At 63.4% G+C, this 21,070-nt stretch carries 19 protein-coding genes; 9 read left to right on the forward strand and 10 right to left on the reverse strand.

Annotated features, from left to right (window positions below):
• The first annotated feature begins 194 nt into the window (after positions 1 to 194).
• The 3 genes from JI59_RS20185 to JI59_RS20195 all read left to right on the forward strand — a co-directional run bounded on the left by JI59_RS20185 (position 195) and on the right by JI59_RS20195 (position 3,432).
• Entirely contained in the window at positions 195 to 1,559 is a 1,365-nt protein-coding gene (locus JI59_RS20185) for an NfeD family protein (protein WP_007014528.1), read from the forward strand.
• A gap of 29 nt (positions 1,560 to 1,588) precedes the next feature.
• Positions 1,589 to 2,368, forward strand: a complete 780-nt coding sequence (locus JI59_RS20190; RefSeq protein WP_007014527.1) for a slipin family protein — start codon at positions 1,589 to 1,591, stop codon at positions 2,366 to 2,368.
• Positions 2,369 to 2,472: 104 nt separating this feature from the next.
• A complete protein-coding gene (locus tag JI59_RS20195; RefSeq protein WP_007014526.1) occupies positions 2,473 to 3,432 on the forward strand; it encodes a GGDEF domain-containing protein in 960 nt (319 codons plus the stop codon).
• A 36-nt stretch (positions 3,433 to 3,468) separates the two neighbouring features.
• Here the strand turns inward: JI59_RS20195 and JI59_RS20200 are convergent, their stop codons facing one another.
• The 10 genes from JI59_RS20200 to JI59_RS20245 all read right to left on the reverse strand — a co-directional run bounded on the left by JI59_RS20200 (position 3,469) and on the right by JI59_RS20245 (position 16,340).
• On the reverse strand, positions 3,469 to 6,249 hold the full coding sequence (locus tag JI59_RS20200) for a bifunctional diguanylate cyclase/phosphodiesterase (protein ID WP_007014525.1): 2,781 nt from the start codon (positions 6,247 to 6,249) through the stop codon (positions 3,469 to 3,471).
• Positions 6,250 to 6,451: 202 nt separating this feature from the next.
• Positions 6,452 to 7,480, reverse strand: coding sequence for an oxidoreductase (locus tag JI59_RS20205; protein ID WP_007014524.1), 1,029 nt, complete (start codon positions 7,478 to 7,480; stop codon positions 6,452 to 6,454).
• Between the two features lie 83 nt (positions 7,481 to 7,563).
• Positions 7,564 to 8,088, reverse strand: coding sequence for a hypothetical protein (locus JI59_RS20210; protein WP_007014523.1), 525 nt, complete (start codon positions 8,086 to 8,088; stop codon positions 7,564 to 7,566).
• A 309-nt stretch (positions 8,089 to 8,397) separates the two neighbouring features.
• Positions 8,398 to 10,614: a catalase/peroxidase HPI gene (gene katG, locus JI59_RS20215; protein ID WP_007014521.1), complete on the reverse strand. Its 2,217-nt coding sequence runs from the start codon at positions 10,612 to 10,614 to the stop codon at positions 8,398 to 8,400.
• A gap of 94 nt (positions 10,615 to 10,708) precedes the next feature.
• Complete coding sequence (urtE, locus tag JI59_RS20220) at positions 10,709 to 11,440, reverse strand: urea ABC transporter ATP-binding subunit UrtE (RefSeq protein ID WP_007014520.1); 732 nt, start codon at positions 11,438 to 11,440, stop codon at positions 10,709 to 10,711.
• The gene (gene urtD, locus JI59_RS20225) at positions 11,440 to 12,180 is read right to left on the reverse strand and encodes an urea ABC transporter ATP-binding protein UrtD (protein ID WP_007014519.1); all 741 of its coding nucleotides are present in this window, start codon (positions 12,178 to 12,180) and stop codon (positions 11,440 to 11,442) included. Before urtD ends, urtE begins: the two co-directional genes overlap by 1 nt.
• Positions 12,177 to 13,304 (reverse strand): urea ABC transporter permease subunit UrtC, encoded by a 1,128-nt coding sequence (urtC, locus tag JI59_RS20230; protein ID WP_039858098.1) that lies wholly within the window; start codon positions 13,302 to 13,304, stop codon positions 12,177 to 12,179. Before urtC ends, urtD begins: the two co-directional genes overlap by 4 nt.
• Positions 13,305 to 13,314: 10 nt before the next feature.
• Positions 13,315 to 14,208 (reverse strand): urea ABC transporter permease subunit UrtB, encoded by an 894-nt coding sequence (gene urtB, locus JI59_RS20235; RefSeq protein ID WP_007014517.1) that lies wholly within the window; start codon positions 14,206 to 14,208, stop codon positions 13,315 to 13,317.
• A 126-nt stretch (positions 14,209 to 14,334) separates the two neighbouring features.
• Positions 14,335 to 15,558: an urea ABC transporter substrate-binding protein gene (gene urtA, locus JI59_RS20240; RefSeq protein WP_007014516.1), complete on the reverse strand. Its 1,224-nt coding sequence runs from the start codon at positions 15,556 to 15,558 to the stop codon at positions 14,335 to 14,337.
• Between the two features lie 62 nt (positions 15,559 to 15,620).
• A complete protein-coding gene (locus JI59_RS20245) occupies positions 15,621 to 16,340 on the reverse strand; it encodes a TorF family putative porin (RefSeq protein ID WP_007014515.1) in 720 nt (239 codons plus the stop codon).
• A 275-nt stretch (positions 16,341 to 16,615) separates the two neighbouring features.
• Between JI59_RS20245 and JI59_RS20250 the strand changes: the two genes are divergently transcribed.
• From JI59_RS20250 to JI59_RS20275, 6 genes are read left to right on the forward strand one after another with little or no spacing between them, the layout of a single operon-like run.
• Complete coding sequence (locus JI59_RS20250; RefSeq protein ID WP_039858094.1) at positions 16,616 to 17,485, forward strand: urease accessory protein UreD; 870 nt, start codon at positions 16,616 to 16,618, stop codon at positions 17,483 to 17,485.
• Between the two features lies 1 nt (position 17,486).
• Positions 17,487 to 17,789: an urease subunit gamma gene (locus JI59_RS20255; protein WP_007014513.1), complete on the forward strand. Its 303-nt coding sequence runs from the start codon at positions 17,487 to 17,489 to the stop codon at positions 17,787 to 17,789.
• Positions 17,773 to 18,114: an urease subunit beta gene (locus JI59_RS20260; RefSeq protein WP_007014512.1), complete on the forward strand. Its 342-nt coding sequence runs from the start codon at positions 17,773 to 17,775 to the stop codon at positions 18,112 to 18,114. The genes JI59_RS20255 and JI59_RS20260 overlap by 17 nt, the downstream gene beginning before the upstream one ends.
• Complete coding sequence (gene ureC / locus JI59_RS20265; RefSeq protein ID WP_007014511.1) at positions 18,114 to 19,823, forward strand: urease subunit alpha; 1,710 nt, start codon at positions 18,114 to 18,116, stop codon at positions 19,821 to 19,823. Before JI59_RS20260 ends, ureC begins: the two co-directional genes overlap by 1 nt.
• An 8-nt stretch (positions 19,824 to 19,831) precedes the next feature.
• The gene (locus JI59_RS20270; protein WP_007014510.1) at positions 19,832 to 20,377 is read left to right on the forward strand and encodes an urease accessory protein UreE; all 546 of its coding nucleotides are present in this window, start codon (positions 19,832 to 19,834) and stop codon (positions 20,375 to 20,377) included.
• Positions 20,295 to 21,065 (forward strand): urease accessory protein UreF, encoded by a 771-nt coding sequence (locus tag JI59_RS20275; RefSeq protein ID WP_238532606.1) that lies wholly within the window; start codon positions 20,295 to 20,297, stop codon positions 21,063 to 21,065. Before JI59_RS20270 ends, JI59_RS20275 begins: the two co-directional genes overlap by 83 nt.
• The last annotated feature ends 5 nt before the right edge of the window (positions 21,066 to 21,070 follow it).

The raw sequence follows: 21,070 nt of genomic DNA on the forward strand, positions 1-21,070 counted from the left end.
TGACCATAAGCGAGGAAATTGCGGCGGCGGGGCATGACCTTGCCGCCGTTTTCGCAAGCTGCGGTCTCGGGCGGGCCGGGTCCGTTCTGCGGAAGATTCCGTTGTTGCCGATAGTTGTGCTATGAAAGTGCCAGCACCGAGACAGGTGCATGACGAACTGGGGCCGTCTTCGATGCGGCCGAAAGTTGCACGAGATGGGACAGGCAATTGAAAGGCTGACCGCAGCGGGCAGAAGGGTCTTCTGGCTGGTCATGCTCGCTTTGCTGATGTGCGTGCCGGTTAGTGCCAGCGATGCTCAGGGACGCTCGCCAACAGCCGTGGCCATGAGCATCGACGGTGCCATCGGACCGGCCAGCGCGGCCTACCTTGCCGCCGGGTTCCAGAAGGCGCGGGAACAGGGCGCACAGCTCGTTCTGATCGAGATGGACACCCCCGGAGGCCTCGATACCTCGATGCGCCAGATCATCCAGGACATTCTCGCGATGCCGATGCCGGTCGTCGTTTACGTTCATCCGAGCGGCGCGCGGGCGGCCAGCGCGGGAACCTACATCGCCTATGCAGCCCACATCGCGGCGATGACTCCCGGCACCAATCTGGGCGCGGCCACGCCGATCCAGCTTGGAGGCGTGGGCGGCTCGCCCGACGAGGACAAGGACGCCAAGCAGAAGCAGCCCGCCAATGCCGGTGAGCGCAAGGCCGTAAACGATGCCGTGGCCTATATCCGCTCGCTTGCAGAACTGCGCGGTCGCAATGTTGAATGGGCGGAGGAGGCGGTTCGCGGCGCGGCCAGCCTCTCGGCAAGGGCCGCGCTCGAAAAGAACGTCATCGACCTGATCGCCCCGGACCGCGCTTCGCTGCTGCGCCAGATCGACGGCATGGTTGTGACAATCGCCGGCAAGGCGCGCACTATCGACACCACGGGCATCAAGGTCGTGGACTTGAAGCCTGGCCTTGGCGACCGCGTGCTGGCGACGATTACCGATCCCAATATCGCCCTGATCCTGATGATGGTGGGGGTTTACGGGCTCTTGTTCGAGTTCCTCAATCCAGGCTCGATGGTTCCCGGCACCGTGGGCGCTATCTCGCTGCTCGTGGGGCTATACGCGCTGGCGGCGCTTCCGGTCGACCTGGCCGGCGGCGCGCTGATCCTTCTTGGTCTTGCGCTGATGGTGGGAGAAGCCTTTGCACCCTCCTTCGGCATTCTCGGCATCGGCGGCCTCATCGCCTTCGTGCTCGGCGCGGCACTACTCATCGATACCGATGTTCCGGCCTTCCAGGTGAGTGCTTCGGTGATAGCGGCGCTGGCCGTGGCAGGTGCGCTGGTGATCGCGGTGACGGCCAGGCTCGGTATGCGCTCGCAGCGCATGCGGGTGGAAACGGGCGAGCAGGGCATGATCGGCCTGCACGGAGAAGTCCTCGATTGGGAAGGGCGCTTCGGTCACGTGCTGGCCCATGGGGAACGATGGGTCGCGACCGGACCCGAAAACCTCGAGCGCGGAGCGCTTGTCGTCGTCGAGGGCATTCGCGGCCTGCAGCTGCAGGTGGCCAGACCGAGTTGACCATGTCTTTCACCAGGAGGAGTATCTAGATGGAAATCGTCGGCGACTTGGGGTTCTACGTCCCCCTCCTGTTCATTGTCCTGATCTTCCTGTGGTCCGCGATCAAGATCCTGCGAGAGTACGAGCGCGGCGTCGTTTTCACACTCGGGCGTTTTACATCGGTCAAGGGGCCGGGCCTTATCATTCTCATCCCGTTCGTGCAGCAGATGGTGCGCACGGATTTGCGCACGGTGGTGCTCGATGTACCGACGCAGGACGTGATCTCCCGCGATAATGTCTCGGTGAAGGTCAATGCGGTCGTCTATTTCCGTGTCCTCGATCCCAAGAGCGCGATCATCCAGGTCGAGGACTATATCCAGGCGACCAGCCAGCTGGCGCAAACGACGCTGCGTTCGGTGCTCGGCAAGCACGACCTCGACGAGATGCTGGCCGAGCGCGACAAGCTCAACAGCGACATTCAGGAAATCCTCGACAAGCAGACCGACGCCTGGGGGATCAAGGTCGCCAATGTCGAGATCAAGCATGTCGACATCGACGAATCCATGATCCGCGCGATCGCGCGGCAGGCCGAAGCCGAGCGCGAACGGCGCGCCAAGGTGATCAATGCCGAAGGCGAACAACAGGCAGCGGCCAAGCTGCTGGAAGCGGCCAATATCCTGAGCGCGACGCCAGAAGCGATGCAGCTGCGCTATCTCTCGACGCTCAACGTTCTTGCGAATGAGCGCAACAGCTCCACGATCGTCTTTCCCTTCCCGATGAACCTGAGCGACTGGCTCAAGTCGATGAAGGACACGTCGTCTTCGAACTGAGTTGGTAATGACCGGCGGTAAACGCGCCATTTACTTCTTCGGCTTACGGTCTGCTTTCACCCGCTCGCGGGACTGCCAGCCCACCGCATGCAAGAACGGGGCCGATGATTCACTTCCACGCCGACGCAGCTATCAAGGACAGCACAAAGGCCATCAACGATGATCGCCCAGATTCGCTGAGGCTCTATGAGCAGGCTGCCTCCCTTGTCCCGATGGGGGCATGGTCTTGCAACTTGCCGAGCGATGAACTGGCCTGGACCGGCGGGGTCTTCGATCTATTCGGACTTTCCCCGCAGGATGACATCGACCGGCGCTTGGTGCTCGAGATGTACGACGAGGAATCGCGCGAATTGCTTGAGCACAAGCGATCCCGGGCCATCGAGACCTGCTCGGACTTCACGCTCGATGCCCGCATCGTCCGTCCCGATGGCTTCGAGCGATGGATCAGGATCACCGCTGCCACGCGTGCTCCGAATGGCCGGGCCGAAGCGCTTTACGGCATGAAGCAGGACGTCACCGAGGATCGTGAACGATGGGAGCGCCTGCGATTGCAGGCCGAGTGCGATGCGCTGACCGGCGTTGCCAACCGGGGGCGCTTTCAGGATTTCCTTGATCGGGGACCTCTGGCGACGGGCCATCGCGTCGGAGCGCTGCTCCTGTTCGATCTCGATGGCTTCAAGAAGATCAATGACTGGTGGGGGCATGCCGCAGGGGACGCCTGCCTCGCTGCTTTTGCCGAACGCCTTCGCCGCGCATTCCCGCACGCGTCCCTGATCTCACGGATCGGCGGGGACGAATTTGCCGTGCTGCTGCCGCCAGCAGGACCGGGTTCTGTGAGCGAGGCCGAGCTTCGCACCGTGATCGGGCATCTGCTCTTGCCGGTGGCATGGAATGGCGACCTTTTGCCACTGGGAGTATCGGTCGGGTTGGCTCATGCCCCAGTCGGAAGCGCCCGTGAGACTTCAGCCGAGATCGGGTTCGACCCACAGGCCCTTTTCCTCGCGGCTGACAAGGCGCTTTACGAGGCCAAGGGCGACCCGGCGCTCGCACTGGTCTGCGCCTGACGCGCCCCTGGCTGCACAAGGTCAGGGCGGGGCAAGTCAGCCGGCAAGGACGAAGCCCGGTGCATCGCCTTGAATGGGTACTGGGCGGCCAAAGTAATATCCCTGAGCTTCGTCGCAGCCTTCATCGATCAGCAGCTCAAGTTGCCGCTGAGTTTCGACACCTTCGGCAAGTACCGGCATGCCCAGGCTCCTACCCAATGCAAGGACTGCCCGGATGATGGTGCGCGCCTGGTGATTGCCTTCCGCCCGCAACAGGAAGGACTTGTCGATCTTGATCCGGTCGAACGGGAAAGAGTGCAGCGTATCCAGCGAGGAATAGCCGGTGCCGAAATCGTCCATGGCGACGCTGATGCCCAGAGCCTTGATCCGGCGCAGCGAATGCAGGGCCTTGATCTTCTCTGAAATAATCGCGGACTCGGTGATCTCGAGTTCCAGGCGACGGGCAGGCAATCGCGTTTCGAGCAGTACCTGCGCAATCGTATCCGGAAGATCGGGCTTCAGCAGTTGGACCGGCGAAAGGTTGACGGCGATCTTGATCTGGGAAGGCCATCTGGCCGCCTCGGCGCAGGCCGTACGCAGAGCCCATTCGCCGATGCGAATGATGTCGCCTGTCTCTTCGGCAATCGGAATGAACTCGGCCGGAGCTACCGGCCCGAAACCGGGGTGATGCCAGCGCAGCAGGGCTTCGTAGCCGCTCAGCATCTTGGTCTTGAGCGACCTCTGCTCCTGATAGACAAGGGCCAGCTCGCCCCGGTCGATGGCCAGTCTGAGGTCGTTTGCAAGTTGCCGGCGACGGCGCGCTTTCTCGTCCATGCCGTGCTCGTAATAGCACGTGGTCTCGGACGGATTGGTCTTCGCCCGGTACATGGCAAGGTCGGCATTGTTGAGAAGGGCTTCGCGGTCCTCGGCATCGTTCGGGAATACGGCGATACCCATGCTGGCTCCCACCACCGGAATCAGCGGATCGCCCTTGCGCGCCGAGAGGCAGGACTCAAGGCGAGCCGCGAAATCGGCAAGTTCCTGCGGGTGGGAGAAAAGTTTGGCCGCAGCGAATTCGTCTCCGCCGAGGCGTGCGGCAATTTCGCCCTCACCGATGACGTCGCGCAAGGCCTCGGCCAGTTGCTGCAGCACTGCATCGCCGACTGCATGGCCGTGGCTGTCATTGATGTCCTTGAAGCGGTCGAGGTCGATGGCCACCAACCCAAGCTGCTTTTGCATTCTCAGGGCGCCATCGATTTCCCTGTCGAGCCAGCGATTGAAACTTGAACGGTTGGGAAGCCCGGTCAGGCCGTCATGGTGGGCCAGATGCGTGATGCGCGCTTCGGATCGGCGCCGCTCGGTGATGTCCTCGAAGGTGGATACCCAGCCTCCGCCGGGCATGGCGCGGCTGCTGATCGATACGCTGAAATGCTCACCGAATTCCGAAACGAGGGGAGGAAGGTCCGGGTCGCCAAGCGACTGCGCCAGCAACGCGCGCATGTTCTCGAGCCGTTCGCGCGGGACCGTCGCACCGGTCCTTGCTTCAAGCGCGGCGCGTGCCACTTCCATCATCCCGGTGCCGGGCGGGCAGGCCTCATCGGGCAGCTTCCACAGGCGGACGAACTGGCGATTACGCAGAACCAGACGCCCGTGGGCGTCGAAGAGGCACAGACCCTGGTGCATGTGTTCCAGGGCAGCATCGAGCTGCAGCCTGGCTTCCTCGATCCGGTCCTGATCCTGCTTGTAGCGGGTCATGTCACGGATGATATTCGCAAAACCGATGAGCTTGCCATCGTCGTCATGAATGCGCTCGATGGAGTCATGGGCCCAGTAGCTGGAACCATCCTTGCGCACCCGCCATCCCTCGCCGACGAACTTGCCTTCGGTGCGGGCCATGGCGACTGCCTCCTCCGGCAAGCCTGCCAAGCGATCGGACGGTGTGTAGAACTGCGCCAGCGGCGCGCCCAGGACTTCGTCTTCGCTATAGCCCTTGAGCCGCTGGGCTCCTGGATTCCAGTTGGCGACGTGGGCGTTCTTGTCCAGCAGGTAGATCGCGCAATCGGAGATACCCTTCACCAGGATAGAGAATTGCCGCTGGCTGGCCGCTATGGCCGCGCTTGTCCGCCGTGCGATGATCCATCCCGCAAGACAGGCACCGAGCAGGAGGAGGGTAACCGTGGCGATCAGCAGTGACATGCGTCCCGGAGAAAGCAGCATACCGCTTTCGGCCATGCGGGAAGGAATCAGGTGGATGGCGGTCATGCCGCTGAAATGCAGGCCGATGATCGCAAGAGCGATGAACAGGGTAGCGACACATCCGCTGGTCGAGGAACGGCGCGCCACTGCAATGGTCATGGCAGGATAGAGCGGCAAGATGGCGATCGCGATTGAGATGCCGACGTATCCGGCATTCCATCGGATCATGGCCGGTATCTGCAGCGCTTCCATGCCGAGGTAGTGCATCGCTGCAAAACCGCCGCCCGTGACCAGCGCCCCCGATGCAATAGCTGCAACCGATTTTTGCCGGGTAGCAAGATAGAAGCCCAGGATCGTTGTGCTCAGGACGAGAGCCAGGGAGCACAGCGTCAGGCCGAGGTGATACCCTGCTATGAAGCCCGGTTGGTAGCCAAGCATGGCAATGAAGTGCGTGGCCCAGATACCGAATCCTGAGGCGAATCCCCCAGCGAGCCGCCACGCTTGCGCGTGGGCCTTATTTACCTGCACCGACTGCCGCAACATCAGGACCGCCGTTCCGCTTGTCAGGAAACAAACGATTGCAGCCAAGGTCACCAGTCTGATCTCGTGGTCGTCGCGAATGCACAAGAGGATGTCGAACAAGCGGGGGGCTCCTGATCTGGAGCTGTGTCATTTCTGCAAGAATGGTTGATAATGTTCTAAACTCGGGGATTTATGGACCTTTTTTGAGCGGTTAGCGCACGCCTGTCGATCGACCGGCTGTTTTAAGTGCTTCAGTAAACATTATTGAGGCGCGAATGGCAGTGGCATTCCGGTGCTTTCGACCGTTGGGCCGCAGTCTGCATCACTTTGCGAGAATCGGGATCTCGCGCCTTTCACGCGCGCTTTCCTGCGCGGCCTGAAGGATTTCCATGACAGCCAGAGCGTGATCTGGCGGCACGTCCGGGACCGCGCTTCCGCGCAGGCAGTCGCGCACGTTTTCATAAAATGCCTGGTAGCGGCCGCGTTGGTTCGTGATGGCGCGGGTGGACCCATCGGTGCAGGTCAGCGTCCCTTCGATGGGGTCGATGCCCCAAGACGCTTCGTGCGGCGCGATCCCGCTTTTGCTCTGCTCTTCCTGAACGTCGAGACCTTGCTTGACGTAGCTGCCGTTTTTGCCGTGGACGAGGAAGCGCAGGCGATGGTCGGGGGCGAGCTGTGAGAGGTGCAGGACAGCCCGCGTCTGCGCGTAGCGCAGCACGACATGGGCATAATCGGGCGCGTGGCCGCCTTTCTTCTGGATGGCAATATCGGCCCAGACCGCTTCTGGCGTTCCGAGCAGATGCAGAGCCTGATCGACGAGGTGCGGTCCGAGATCCTGCCAGACGCCGCCCGTGCGCTTGTCCTTCCAGCGCTCTCCGGCTTCAAGGCGCATGCGATCGAAGTGACTCTCGAAATGCATGACTTCACCTAGCTCCCCTGCGGCAACGAGCGATTGCAGGGTCAGAAAGTCGGCATCCCATCGGCGATTATGGAATACGAAGACGTGACCAGCGTGGCGTTCGGCCCGCTCGATGACCTTTCGCGCGTCCTCAATGGTGACGGCGAAGGGCTTGTCTATCACGACATGCTTGCCGGCATCGAGGGCAGCGATGGCCTGGCCTGCATGAAGGTGATCGGGCGTTGCGAGTACGATGAGGTCAATCGCGGAATCTGCAAGGATTTCATCCATGGCCGCTACAACCGCCACGTTGGGCAAGTCGGCGCGCACTTTGGCCGGATCGCTCGACACCACGGCAGCCAGTTCGACGCCGTTGACCACTTGCAGTAGCGGGGCGTGGAAAACCTTCCCGGCCAGACCGTAGCCGACGAGAGCCGCGCGGATGGGTGCCACGGTCAATATCCTTTCCTTGCAAGCGTGATGGAGGAGAAATCCGAGGCGGATCTACGCGCGCAGTGCCGGATCTTGAAGAGGAATCAGTTGAGGGCGAGCTGACCCTGGCGGCTATCGCGCATGGATCGGGCTTCGCGCCGGGTCATCAGGCAACGCGCGCGTCCGGTCAGGGTATAGACGACATGGCGCTGCGCGCCGCGATTGTGGTGGTCGACCCGAAAGCCTTGATAGTGGCGGCGGATCAGCCCTTCCTTCACCAGCTCGGACACCGCCCTGCTGAGGTTGGTTTTGCCCGAGGTGCGCACGCGTTCACGCACTTCCTCGTCGATCATCGCGCAGGCGGCTTGCGGATCATCGGGCAACTTGCCCAAGCGCGTCAGCTCGCTGCGGATCCTTTCGGTCAGCGCCTGCCGTTTTGGGTCGCGCGTCCCCATCGGGGTCAGGGCATCGCAGAGCCAGTCGCGCAGCAGGATCGAACGCCCGTCGAAGGAAATGAACGGTCCGGCGCTTCCGTCCGGCCTCGCGATTTCGGCAATCAGCGACAGGACCATGAAGGCATAGCGCGGCCGGGAACTGGCATGGGCGACCTGGTCCAGGAGGGCAGCCATGTCACTGACCGAGGCACGCGGTGCGGATGGGGGCGGCGCAACAAACATAACGGGAAGAAATAGAGCACAAACACGGAATCATGAGAATCCCCTTTCTCAGGAGGACAACATTTTGTCGCCAATGACACTTTACCGGCGGGTAAAGTGTCGCCCGTGGCATTTGGCTGGATCTGGATTGATCCGCCGCGCAGGATGGGGAAGCACAAGCCATTCAATGAAAAAGCCGGCAACCCTGTCACGGGTGCCGGCTTTCAATGCAGCTGACATCTGGACTACAAGAAGGCTTGCCTCGCCCCCTTGTGTGGAGCCTCAGGCCAGGTCGTAACGATCCGCGTTCATCACCTTGGTCCAGGCTGCAACGAAATCGTCCGCCAACTTTTTGGGGCCATCGCTCGAGGCATAGACTTCGGACAAGGCCCGAAGCTGCGAGTTCGAGCCGAAGACCAAATCGGTCCGCGTCGCCTTCCACTTTTCCTGGCCCGTCTTGCGGCAGGTTCCGACGAAGGTTTCGTCACCGCTGTCGTCAACCTGCTTCCACGCCGTTCCCATGTCGAGCAGGTTGACGAAGAAGTCGTTGGTCAAGGCACCGGGCCTGTCGGTCAGGACGCCGTGCATCCTGTTACCATGGTTTGCGCCAAGGACCCGCAGGCCGCCGACCAGTGCAGTCATTTCGGGGGCGCTCAGGCCGAGCAGCTGGGCGCGATCGACCAGCAATTCTTCAGTCGGGACCGAAAAGCGCGTTTCCAGGTAATTGCGGAAACCGTCTGCCCGCGGTTCGAGGACGGCGAAGCCTTCAACGTCCGTCTGCTCCTGGCTGGCATCGGTGCGGCCCGGGACGAAGGGGACCTTGACCGAAGTCCCAGCAGCGGAGGCGGCCTTCTCGATCGCAGCGCAGCCGCCCAGCACGATGAGGTCGGCCAGGCTGACCTTCTTCCCGCCCGACGCAGAGCTATCGAAATCGGCTTTTATCGCCTCGAGCTTGCCAAGCACCTTGGCGAGCTGGTCGGGCTGGTTGACAGCCCAGTCCTTTTGCGGGGCAAGTCGGATCCGCGCGCCATTGGCGCCGCCGCGATGGTCCGAGCCGCGCCAGGTCGAAGCCGAAGCCCAGGCCGTCGTCACCAGTTCGGCGATCGAGAGACCCGAGCCCAGGATCCTGTCCTTGAGCGAGGCAATGTCGGCATCGTCGACGAGCGCATGGTCGAGCGCTGGTATCGGGTCCTGCCAGATCAGGTCTTCGGCAGGGACTTCGGGGCCGAGGTAGCGTGCCTTGGGTCCCATGTCGCGGTGGCACAGCTTGAACCACGCGCGGGCAAAAGCATCACTGAACTTCTCAGGATTGTCGCGGAAGTACTCGGAAATCTTGCGATATTCCGGGTCCATCTTCATCGCCATGTCGGCGGTGGTCATCATCGTCGGAAGCCGCTTGTCCGGGCTGTGCGCGCCGGGCGCCATGTCCTCCGGCCTCTGATCGATCGGTTGCCACTGGTGGGCGCCGGCCGGGCTCTTGACCAGTTCGTATTCGTAGTCGAGCAGCATGTGGAAGTAGCCCATGTCCCAGGTCGTCGGGCGAGGCGTCCAGGCGCCTTCGAGGCCGCTGGTGATCGTATCGTCGCCCATTCCGCTGGCATGCGTGCTGGTCCAGCCAAGGCCCTGCTGGGCGATGTCCGCACCTTCCGGTTCCGCCCCGACCAGCGCGGCATCGCCCGCCCCGTGACATTTGCCGAAGGTGTGGCCGCCAGCGGTGAGCGCGACGGTTTCCTCGTCATTCATGCCCATGCGGGCGAAAGTCTCGCGAATGTCGCGTCCCGACTGGACCGGGTCCGGATTGCCGCCGGGCCCTTCCGGGTTGACGTAGATGAGCCCCATCTGGATCGCGGCGAGGGGGTCTTCGAGATCGAGCTGCTTGTCCGGATCGATGCGGGTCTGACCGAGCCATTCCTCCTCGGTGCCCCAGTAGACGTCCTTTTCCGGCTCGAACACGTCCGCGCGTCCACCGCCGAAACCGAAGACCGGTCCGCCCATCGATTCAATGGCGACATTGCCGGCAAGGATCAACAGGTCCGCCCAGCTCAGGTTGGCGCCGTACTTCTGCTTGATCGGCCAGAGCAGGCGGCGCGCCTTGTCGAGGTTCGCGTTGTCCGGCCAGGAATTGAGCGGGGCAAACCGCTGCTGGCCCGAATTCGCCCCGCCGCGCCCGTCGCCGGTGCGATAGGTGCCGGCACTGTGCCAGGCCATGCGGATGAAGAAGGGACCATAGTGACCATAGTCGGCCGGCCACCAGGGCTGGCTGTCAGTCATGAGCGCATGTAGATCCTTCTTCACCGCATCGTAATCGAGCGCCTTGAAGGCCTTTGCGTAATCGAAATCCGGGCCGAGCGGGCTGGGCGATCTGCCGCCCTGGTGCAGGATGTCGAGGGAGAGCTGGTTGGGCCACCAATCCCGGTTCGTCCGGCCGAGCAGCGAGCGAAGATCTCCATGCTTCACGGGGCAGCCCCCGCTTACCGTTTCACCTGTCTTGGCGTCCATGATGCTCTCCTGGTCCTGATCTTGCTCCCCGCTCCCGAGTGGATCAGACCATGCCAGTGCTACGATTGCAAGACGCTCCAATCATGGCGAAAGGTCAGACATGGATCAGCGCGGCGACCTCGTCTGGCGGGGCCGTTTCAGTGCGGCCCTCCTTTACGATCCTGCCGCGCTGCATCACGAAGAAACGGTCGGCGAAAGACCATGCAAAGTCGAGGTTCTGTTCGACGATCAGGATCGCCACGCCCAGTTCCTTGCGCACCCGCAGCAAGGCGTCCTCGATCTGCTGGACGATGTTGGGCTGGATGCCTTCGGTCGGCTCGTCGAGCAGGAGCAGCTCCGGTTGGCCGGCCAGGGCGCGCCCGATGGCAAGCTGCTGCTGCTCACCGCCGGAAAGGACTCCGGCCTTGCGGTCCGCGATCTGGGTCAGTTTGGGAAACAGCTCGAAGACCATTTCCGGCACTTTCTTCGCACCTGAAAAGCCCTTGCGTGTCAGGGCGGACAGGCCGACCTCCAGGTTTTCGCGAACGCTGAGGTGGGGGAAGACGTGGCGACCCTGCGGCACGAAGCCGATCCCCGCGCGCGAACGCTGGTGAGCCTGCATCTCGGTCACTTCATGGCCGTGCCAATAGATATGGCCGCCTGTACACGGGATCTGGCCCATGATCGTCTTGAGCAAGGTGGTCTTGCCCACGCCGTTGCGGCCCAGCACGGTCGCGCAATCGCCTTTCCTGAGGTCGAACGCGACATCCCAGAGCACCTGGCTCTTGCCGTAAGCGGAGCTGACTGTGCGCAAGTTGAGCAGCTGGTCTGCGTCTTCGATCGCCATCAGGCCCTCCCGAGATAGATTGCCGCGACTTCCTCGTCGGCGCGGATTTGCTCCAGCGTGCCTTCGCGCAGAAGCTGGCCCTGGTGAAGCACGACGACGTGGCCGCCCAGTTGCGAGACGAAGTCGATATCATGGTCGATGACCAGAACCGCGTGCTTGCCGACCAGGGCTTTCACGATCTCTGCCGTCTGGGTGCTTTCCGCCGCGCCCATACCCGCGGTCGGCTCGTCGAGCAGGAGCAGTTCGGCATCGGTGGCAACGACCATTCCGATCTCCAGCCATTGTTTCTCGCCATGGGAGAGATTGCCGGCGAGCGCATCGCGGCGCGGTGCCAGGCCGACCGTCTCAAGGATTTCCTCGGCCCGGCTGCGGGCTTCGGCTTCGCCCTTGCGGCCGAACTTGGTCCACCACCGGCGGTCGCGGGTGGCCGCGATCGTCAGGTTATCGATCACCGAGAGCGCGACCAGCACGCCGGGCGTCTGGAACTTGCGGCAGATCCCCAGGCCGACGATCGAATGCTCTGCTTCGGCCTGGATTTCCCTGCCGTGGAACAGGACCTTCCCCGAGGTCGGCCGCACCCGGCCGATGATGGAATCGCACATGGTCGACTTGCCCGCGCCATTGGGGCCGATGACCACCGTCATCGAGCCGCTTTCGATGGAGAGCGAGAGGTCGTTGATGGCCTTGAAGCCATCGAAATCGACGACGACATTGCGCATTTCGAGCATGGGAGCGGTCATGCGGGAATCTCCTTCGCGTTCGGGGCGCTGGCGGTTCCGGCGGCATCGGCCTCGGCGCGATCCTTTCGCCAGCGGGCGAAGAGGTCGCCCTTGCGCGAAGCCCGGAACGGGCGATCCTCCCCGAACAGCCCGGCAAGGCCGCGCGGCAGGACGGTGACGGCAAGAATGAACATGAGGCCCAGGAAGTAGAGCCACATTTCGGGCAGGGCGGTGGAGATCTTGTCCTTGGCGAAGTTCACCAGCAAGGCCCCGGCAAGCGCACCGGCGACGCTGTGGCGGCCACCGATTGCGGCCCAGATCACCATTTCGATCGAAGGCACAACGCCCACGAGGGCCGGCGAGATCACGCCGGAATGCAGCGTGAACAGTGCACCCGAAAGACTGGCGAGCAGGGCGCCCACGGCAAAGGCGATCACCTTGTAGGGCGTTGGGTCGTAGCCCAGGAAGCGCAGGCGATTGGTCCCGTCGCGGCTCGCCCGCAGGAGCTTGCCGAACCGCGAGGCGATCAGCCAGCGCAGGCCGAAGAAGGCCGCGGCGACGGTTGCGAGCGTGACGAAGTAGATGCCCGTCGCGGTTTCGGGAAGGTTGAGGTTGAAGCCCAGCAGCGTGCTGTAATTGGTGAGGCCGTTGAAGCCCCCTGTCATGTCCTGCTTGCTGATCAGGAGCGTGGCGAAGGCAAGGGCGAGGGCCTGCGTGATGAGGGCGAAATAGACGCCGCCGATCCTGCGGCGAAAGATTGCCCAGCCCACGAGACCCGCCAGCGCGGGGGCGACGACGAAGACCGCGATGACAGCGAACAGGGCGCTGCCGAACGGTGCCCACCACCAGGGCAGTTTCTCGATCCCGCTCCAGACCATGAAGTCGGGCACTTCGCCGCTGCCCAGTTCGACGAGCTTGAGGTGCATGGCGATGGCATAGCCGCCGATACCGAAGAACACCCCTTGGCCGAGGCTGAGAATACCGCCTTCGCCCCACAGCAGCACCAGTCCCATGGCCGTCAGGGACAGGGCGAGGAAACGCCCGAGCAGGTTGAGGTCGTAGCCGCTCAACACCCACGGGGCGGCCAGTGCGAGTAGAAAGGCCGCCAGTCCGGAGGCCAGTGGCAGGGAAAGTCTTGCGGGCATCGCCTCGCTCCTATTCTGCATCGAGTGCGCGGGACTTGACGGCAATCACGCCCTGCGGCCGGAACTGGAGGAAAAGGATGACGAAAAGCAGGGTAAGGACCTGCGCAAAGCTGACATCGACGAAAATCTGCGAGAGGGCGGTGATCAGGCCGATGATCAGCGCGGCAACGGTGGTGCCGACGATCGACCCCAGACCGCCGAGAATGACGACGAGGAAGGCCGTGACGATGTAGCCCTGGCCCACATTCGGGGTGACCGGACCCAGCAGGGCCAGCACGACGCCGCCGAGGCCTGCGACACCTGCGCCCAGCGCGAAGATGAAGCAATCGACGAGGCGCACATTGACGCCCATGGCTGCGGCCGTTGGGCGGTCCTGGTTGACCGCGCGCACGAGCAGGCCGATGCGCGTGAAACTGAGGATCGCGGCGAGGCCCAGCAGCACGGCGACGGCCACTATGAGGATGAAGATCCGCAGGGTCGGAAGCTGCAGCCCGGCGATGGTGAGGCCGCCATCGAGCCAGGCGGGCGCCGTCACCGAAACACCGGTCGCGCCGAACAGGTCGCGCGCGGCCTGCTGCATGATGAGGCTGACGCCCCAGGTGGCAAGCAGTGTGTCGAGCGGCCGCGCCGTCAGCCGGCTGACCAGAGCCACCTCCAGAAAACCGCCGAAGATGCCCGCGCCAAGCAGGGCGAAGGCAAGCGCGACGAGCAGGCCGAGCGGCCCCGGCACGATCGTCATCGCCATCCAGGCGAGATAGCCGCCCAGCATCAGGATTTCGCCGTGGGCCATGTTGATGACCCGCATCAGCCCGAAGCTGAGCGCAAGGCCGAGCGCCGCCAGCACGTAGAGCGAGGCGACGGAGAAGCCGTTGAAGAGCTGGCCGGTCAGAAATACCGCGTCCATGTCCTGCCTCCTTTCGCTTGTTGGACTGTCTGCGTTATTCCGGCCCCTGTCCCGGGCAGGGGATCGTTGCCCGGGACAGGGTGGGCGGTGAGGGCCGCCCAGCGGAAAACGGCAGAAGTCAGGTCATCAGATCTTGCAGGACTTGCCCGGGAAGGTGACCGGGTCATACGGGTCCGGGTCGATCGGGGCGGGCGATTTCCAGAGGATCTTGAACTGGCCGTCCGGTTGCGACTGGCCGATGTAGGCGGTCTGGATCAGACTGTTGTTGTTCATGAACTTCGCATCGCCGAGCGGGGTCGGGATCGTGTCGAGCGTGACGGCGGCAGCGCGCACCTTTTCGGGATCGGTGCTCTTCGCCTTTTCGACCGCAGCCTTCCAGACATAGACGTCGAGATAGCCATGGATCATCGGATCGGTGATCACCGCGTCGGCGCCGAACTTCGCCTTGTAGGCTTCGATGAACTTCTTGTTGATGTCATTGTCGAGGCTCTGGAAGTAGTTCCAGGCTGCGTATCCACCCTCGACCAGCGATGGCCCCATCGCCATGGCTTCCTGCTCGCCGATCGAGAAGGACATGACCGGAATGACCTTGGGGCCCATGCCCGCCGCGGCCATCTGCTTGAAGAACGCGACGTTGCTGTCGCCGTTCAGGGTGTTGATGATGATGTCGGGCTTGGCAGCCTTGATCTTGCCCACCACGCCTGAGAACTCGGTTCCGCCCAGCGGCTGATATTCCTCGCCGGAGAGTGTGAGCCCGTCCTTCGCGATGTGCTTCTTGAGGATCAGATTGGCAGTGCGGGGATAGACGTAGTCCGAACCGACGAGGAAGAACTTCTTGTAGCCCTGCTCCTTGGCCCAGTCGTAGGCAGGCAGTGCCTGCTGGTTGGGCTGCGCGCCCGAGTACATGATGTTGGGCGAACATTCGTTGCCTTCGAACTGGACCGGGTACCACAGCAGGCCGTGGTCCTTCTCGAAGACGGGAAGCATGGCCTTGCGGCTTGCCGAGGTCCAGCCGCCGAAAACGGTGGTCACGCCGTCGCCCTCGATCAACTTGGAAGCCTTCTGCGCGAAGATGGCCGGGTCCGAGGCGCCGTCTTCGACTACGGGCAGGATCTGCTTGCCCATGACCCCGCCGGCGGCGTTGATCTCGTCGATCGCTAGCTGAGTGGCGTTCTTCACGGTCACTTCGCTGATCGCCATGGTGCCGGAAAGCGAGTGCAGCACGCCGACCTTGATTGCGTCCGCATCGGCTGCAGACGCGCCCTCGTCGGCGCCCTTGCTGCAGGCGCCGAGCATGGCGGTGCAGGCCAGTGCAGCGGCAAGGAAAGCTCTCTTTTTCATGAATGCCATTGTCTATCCCCTTGGATGCCGGCCTGCGCACCAGGCCGGTCGTCTGCGAATGAATGGAAAGGTCAGAAGCGCGCGCCGATGTATCCGACGACGGTCGCGCCGGCGCGGTTGTCGCCGTTGGACGCGGCGGAGAACTTGTTGGTATCGATGTAGTCGGCGCCGATCAGAAAGTGTCCGCGGGCATAGCTGACGCCCAGTTGCCAGTTGACCTTGTCGTTCCAGTTCGTTCCGTCTTCGTATCCGACGAGGCCCTTCACGGCGAAGCCGGTATCGTCGATGGGCAGCGTGGCGCTGGTGTAGGTGTAGGTGCTGTGCCCGGTGAAATGGTATTCGTCATGGATGACGCCGGCACCCAGCGTGACGGGCCCGACCGGCCCGCTGACGCCTACTTCGTACTGGTCGAAATCGATGTTCTCGGCGTCGTGGAAGACGAGGCGCAGGTAGCGGGCCCGGACCTTCACCCCGGAGATCGTGCCCTGCAGGCCGGCATAGAGGTCGGTTTCCATCGCACCAGCGCCTGCATCCTTGTCGAGGCTCGAGGCCCAGACGCCCGCAAATGCGCTGACGTTCTCGGCAATCGGCACACCTGCCTCGACCGAGCCCTGGATGACCGGCTTGGCATCGCTCAGCGACGCACCGCGCAGGCGATAGTCGTTCAGGAACGTGACCCCGCCGTTGAAGGTGAACGGCAACTCGTCGTCGGCCATCGCCGGACTGGCAAAGGCTGCCGAAGCCGCGGCGAGGGTAAGGGCGCCAAGCGCGGTCTGCTTCAATCGTGTCATTCTTGATTTCCCTCCACATTGAACCCTGACGCCGGACCCGAAAGCCTCGGCGCAGCTGGAGGTTGTGCAGTGCAGCACGAACGCGCCATGGGGTATTTGACGTATGTGCAGGCTGGCTTGACGCAGCTCTGCGGGACCTGACCAAGTCCATACGTCAAATGCCCCATATGATCGGGCCCGCCATGCGCCGATTGTGCAGTTGCAAACAGACGGGCGCGACCAACTCGCCGCTCCATCGACGAAGGACACTGCCAAGCGTGCACCGGGCATTCGCCATGAGTGACGATCGGACTATCCCGCCCACGGCGGCTTGCGCGCCCGCGCGGGCGGATGCGGTTCCCGCCAGCTTGCGCAGCGTCGGCGAGATCGACCTTGCCTTCGTCGACAGGGCGGGGCTCGTGGCCGTTTCGCGCGCCTTTCAGTCGGGTTGCCTGCGCATGCGCATGCCGCGCACTTCGGGTGAGGAGCCCTGCGCGGTGCTTATCAACACCGCGGGCGGCCTTGCCGAGGGCGATCGCCTTATCCAGGGCGTGACATGGGCAAAGGGCGTGCGATCTGCCGTGGCGACCCAGGCGGCAGAGAAAGTCTACCGGGCCCTTGACGAAGGCTCGCAAATAGCAACGCGCCTGAACGTGGAGCAAGGCGCCCAGGCAGAATGGCTGCCGCAGGAAACCATCCTGTTCGACGAGGCCCGATTGGTGCGCGATACGCAGATCGCGCTGGCGCAGGATTCAAGTTTTCTGGGCGTGGAAGCACTTGTGCTGGGCCGCGAGGCGATGGGTGAGAGCGTCACGCGGGGAGCCTTGCGCGACCGCCTGCGGATCTGGCGGGGCGGCAAACTGATCTATGCCGATACCCTGGCGCTTGAGGGCGATATCGCGGACCTCATGGCTCATGCCGCAGTGGGCGGCCGAGCGCGAGCCATGGCAGTCATCGTCCATGTGGCGAATGACGCCGCCGCCTTGCTCGAACCGGTGCGCGGCGCACTGGAGACTGCCCAGGGACAGGCAGGCGCGAGCGCCTGGAATGGCATCCTGGCGGTGCGCCTGATTGCGCCCGATGGAGAAATCCTGCGCCGCGACATCGCGGTCACACTTGAAGTCATGCGCAAGGGGCGTGCCTTGCCCCGCGTCTGGAGATGCTGAAATGAACCTCACACCTCGCGAGAAGGACAAGCTGATGCTCTCGCTCGCCGCCATGGTGGCGCGCCGCCGGCTCGAGCGCGGCGTGTCGCTGAATTACCCCGAGGCCATCGCGCTGATTTCCGACTTCGTTCTCGAAGGTGCGCGCGACGGCCGCTCGGTGGCCGATCTGATGGAGGCGGGGGCCCATGTCATCACACGCGAGCAGGTCATGCCCGGTGTCGCCGACATGATCCACGACGTGCAGGTCGAGGCCACCTTTCCCGATGGCACCAAGCTGGTGAGCGTTCATGACCCGATCCGCTGATCCGGTCATTCCCGGAGAGATCCTTGCCGCGCCGGGAGTGCACGAGCTCAATGCCGGGCAGCCGGTCACAGCGATCCGCGTCGCCAACAGCGGCGATCGGCCGGTGCAGGTAGGCAGCCACTACCACTTCGCCGAAGCAAACGACGGTCTCGTGTTCGATCGCGATGCGGCACGTGGCAAGCGGCTCGATATTCCTGCCGGCACCGCTGTGCGCTTCGAACCCGGTCAGGCGCGCGAGGTCTCGCTCGTTCCGCTGCGGGGAGATCGGCAGGTCTTCGGTTTCCAGGGCAAGGTCATGGGTCCGCTCGAAGCGGGAGACGCCTGATGGCCTATCGCATGTCCCGCGCCGCCTATGCCGACATGTTCGGGCCAACCACCGGGGACCGGATGCGCCTCGGCGACACCAATATCCTCATTCGCATCGAGAGCGACGCCACGATCCTGGGGGAAGAAGTCAAGTTCGGCGGCGGCAAGGTGATCCGCGACGGCATGGGGCAGAGCCAGCGCACCAATGCGCAAGGCGCTGCAGATACCGTCATCACCAATGCCGTTATCCTGGACTGGACCGGCATCTACAAGGCGGACATCGCGCTCAGGGCCGGGCGCATCGCTGCCATCGGCAAGGCGGGCAACCCCGATATCCAGCCCGGTGTCGAGATCGTGATCGGCCCGGGGACCGAGATTATCGCAGGCGAAGGCAAGATCGTCACCGCCGGCGGCATCGACGCGCATATCCATTACATCTGCCCCCAGCAGGTGGAGGAGGCGCTGGCGAGCGGGGTAACCACCTTTGCAGGCGGAGGCACCGGCCCTTCGACCGGAACAAATGCGACCACCTGCACGCCGGGCCCATGGCACATCAAGCGCATGCTCATGGCGGCCGAGGGATTGCCGGTGAACCTGGCATTCGCGGGCAAGGGCAATGCCAGCGACCCGGCTGCTCTGGAGGAAATGGTCCGCGCCGGTGCCGCCGCTCTCAAGCTGCACGAGGACTGGGGCACGACCCCGGCTGCCATCGACTGCTGCCTGTCGGTAGCCGACCGGATGGACGTGCAGGTCATGATCCATACCGACACGCTCAACGAAAGTGGGTTCGTCGAGGATACGATCGCTGCCTTCAAGGGCCGCACGATACACGCCTTCCATACCGAGGGTGCGGGCGGCGGACATGCGCCCGACATCCTCAAGCTGGCAGGCTTTGCCAATGTCATCCCGTCCTCGACCAATCCGACGATGCCTTTCACCGTGAACACGATCGAGGAGCACCTCGACATGCTGATGGTGTGCCACCACCTCGATCCCTCGATACCCGAGGACCTGGCCTTCGCCGAAAGCCGCATCCGCAAGGAGACCATTGCGGCCGAGGACATCCTGCATGACATGGGCGCGCTCTCGATCATTTCCTCGGACAGTCAGGCGATGGGCCGTGTGGGCGAAGTCATCTCCCGCACCTGGCAGACTGCCCACAAGATGAAGGCCCAGCGCGGCGCCCTGGAAGGTGACTGCGCCGAGGCAGACAACGAGCGCGCCAAGCGCTATGTCGCAAAGTACACGATCAACCCGGCCATCGCGCAGGGCATGGCCCGCGAGATCGGCTCGATCGAGGTCGGCAAGCTGGCCGATCTGGTCATCTGGGACCCGGCGTTCTTTGGCGCAAAGCCCGATCTCGTGCTCAAGGGCGGCATGATCGTGTGTGCCATGATGGGTGACCCCAATGCCTCGATCCCGACGCCGCAGCCGGTCCATTCGCGCCCGATGTTCGGCCAGTTCGGCAAGGCCATGGCGGCAAGCTGCATAACCTTTGTCAGCAATGCGGCCTATGAGGCTGATATTGCAGGAGAGATTGGTCTCGCCCGCACAGTGATGCCGGTCAGTCAGACGCGCGGCATCGGCAAGGCGCAGATGAAGTGCAACGACGCGCTGCCCGATATTCGCATCGATCCCGAGACTTACGAAGTCCACGCCGACGGGGAATTGCTTGCCTGCGAGCCGGCCACCGAGCTGCCACTGGCGCAGCGCTATTTCATGTACTGAGGATTACCATGAAAAGAATTATCAGGATCGAGAGTGAAGCGGCTGAAAAAGCTGCAGATGCGGTCCGCCTGGATTTCGACCAGCGTAATCGCCGCCGGATCGTCTTCACCACGAATGGCGGGGCTTCGATCCTGCTGGACATGGCACGCCCGGTACACTTGCGCGACGGTGACATGCTGCGCCTCGACGATGACAGCATGGTGCGCGTGGAGGCCCTTTGCGAGCCACTGATCGAGATCGCTGCGCATTCGAGCGCCGATCTGGTCCGCATTTCCTGGCACCTGGGCAACCGTCATCTGCCGACGCAGCTTCTGCCCGGCGATAACGGCGGAACCCTGCGCATTCGCCACGATCACGTGATTGCCGAAATGGTGGTCGGACTGGGCGGCCACTGCCAGCCCGTCCTTGCGCCTTTCGACCCCGAGGGCGGGGCCTATTCAGGCACTGGCGGACATCACCACGGACACGGGCATGACCATGAGCATGGGCATGAGCATGGCCAAGCGCACAATCACGCTCACAGCCACGGACAAGAGCATCACGCGCATGGCTGACGCCGAGCTCTTCGACCTGATGAGCTGGATGTCGCCGGCCTGGCCGATCGGTGCCTTTGCCCATTCCAGCGGACTGGAATGGGCGGTGGAGGCCGGTCACGTCACCGATCGCAGCAGCACCCGGGACTGGATCGTCGCGCTTGTCGAGCATGGCGCGATCCACAATGACCTCGTGCTGTTCACGCACGCCTGGCGGGCGTCCCGCCTCGGCGATGCGGGGCGCTTCGACGAAGTGGCGCAGCTCGCGCTGGCCAGCCAGATTGGTCACGAACGCTATGTCGAGAGCACCGCACAGGGCAGCGCTTTCGTACGCATTTCGCGCGCGGCCTCGGGCGTTGCCGATTTTACGAAGCAACTTGCCGGTCTCGAGCGCACGGACATAGCCTATCCCGTTGCGGCGGCGGCACTTTTCGCGCTTCGCGGCATTGCACTGGAACGCGCGCTGACGGCCTGGCTGCACGGCGCGGTGTCCAATCTCGTCTCGGCAGCGCAGCGCCTCGTGCCGCTTGGGCAGACAGACGGCCAGCTGGTCCTTCATGACTGCCGCGAGGTCGTCATGGCCGCCGCCAAGCACATGGCCAACCTGCCGGACGGCGATCCTTTCGATGCCCTGGGCGGCTGCACGCTCGTCGCCGACCTCGGCTGCATGGCTCACGAAACCCAATACACAAGGCTGTTCAGGACATGAACCAG

Origin of the sequence: Novosphingobium pentaromativorans US6-1 (assembly GCF_000767465.1) — a bacterium.
In the GTDB taxonomy this organism is placed as follows: domain Bacteria; phylum Pseudomonadota; class Alphaproteobacteria; order Sphingomonadales; family Sphingomonadaceae; genus Novosphingobium; species Novosphingobium pentaromativorans.

Bases quoted from the DNA above. Each gene is read 5' to 3' on its own strand.
- JI59_RS20185 (WP_007014528.1), top strand. From the start codon at position 195: ATGGGACAGGCAATTGAAAGGCTGACCGCAGCGGGCAGAAGGGTCTTC.
- JI59_RS20190 (WP_007014527.1), top strand. From the start codon at position 1,589: ATGGAAATCGTCGGCGACTTGGGGTTCTACGTCCCCCTCCTGTTCATT.
- JI59_RS20195 (WP_007014526.1), top strand. From the start codon at position 2,473: ATGATTCACTTCCACGCCGACGCAGCTATCAAGGACAGCACAAAGGCC.
- JI59_RS20210 (WP_007014523.1), bottom strand. From the start codon at position 8,088: ATGGCTGCCCTCCTGGACCAGGTCGCCCATGCCAGTTCCCGGCCGCGC.
- katG (WP_007014521.1), bottom strand. From the start codon at position 10,614: ATGGACGCCAAGACAGGTGAAACGGTAAGCGGGGGCTGCCCCGTGAAG.
- urtE (WP_007014520.1), bottom strand. From the start codon at position 11,440: ATGGCGATCGAAGACGCAGACCAGCTGCTCAACTTGCGCACAGTCAGC.
- urtD (WP_007014519.1), bottom strand. From the start codon at position 12,180: ATGACCGCTCCCATGCTCGAAATGCGCAATGTCGTCGTCGATTTCGAT.
- urtC (WP_039858098.1), bottom strand. From the start codon at position 13,304: ATGCCCGCAAGACTTTCCCTGCCACTGGCCTCCGGACTGGCGGCCTTT.
- urtB (WP_007014517.1), bottom strand. From the start codon at position 14,208: ATGGACGCGGTATTTCTGACCGGCCAGCTCTTCAACGGCTTCTCCGTC.
- urtA (WP_007014516.1), bottom strand. From the start codon at position 15,558: ATGGCATTCATGAAAAAGAGAGCTTTCCTTGCCGCTGCACTGGCCTGC.
- JI59_RS20245 (WP_007014515.1), bottom strand. From the start codon at position 16,340: ATGACACGATTGAAGCAGACCGCGCTTGGCGCCCTTACCCTCGCCGCG.
- JI59_RS20250 (WP_039858094.1), top strand. From the start codon at position 16,616: ATGAGTGACGATCGGACTATCCCGCCCACGGCGGCTTGCGCGCCCGCG.
- JI59_RS20255 (WP_007014513.1), top strand. From the start codon at position 17,487: ATGAACCTCACACCTCGCGAGAAGGACAAGCTGATGCTCTCGCTCGCC.
- JI59_RS20260 (WP_007014512.1), top strand. From the start codon at position 17,773: ATGACCCGATCCGCTGATCCGGTCATTCCCGGAGAGATCCTTGCCGCG.
- ureC (WP_007014511.1), top strand. From the start codon at position 18,114: ATGGCCTATCGCATGTCCCGCGCCGCCTATGCCGACATGTTCGGGCCA.
- JI59_RS20270 (WP_007014510.1), top strand. From the start codon at position 19,832: ATGAAAAGAATTATCAGGATCGAGAGTGAAGCGGCTGAAAAAGCTGCA.
- JI59_RS20275 (WP_238532606.1), top strand. From the start codon at position 20,295: ATGACCATGAGCATGGGCATGAGCATGGCCAAGCGCACAATCACGCTC.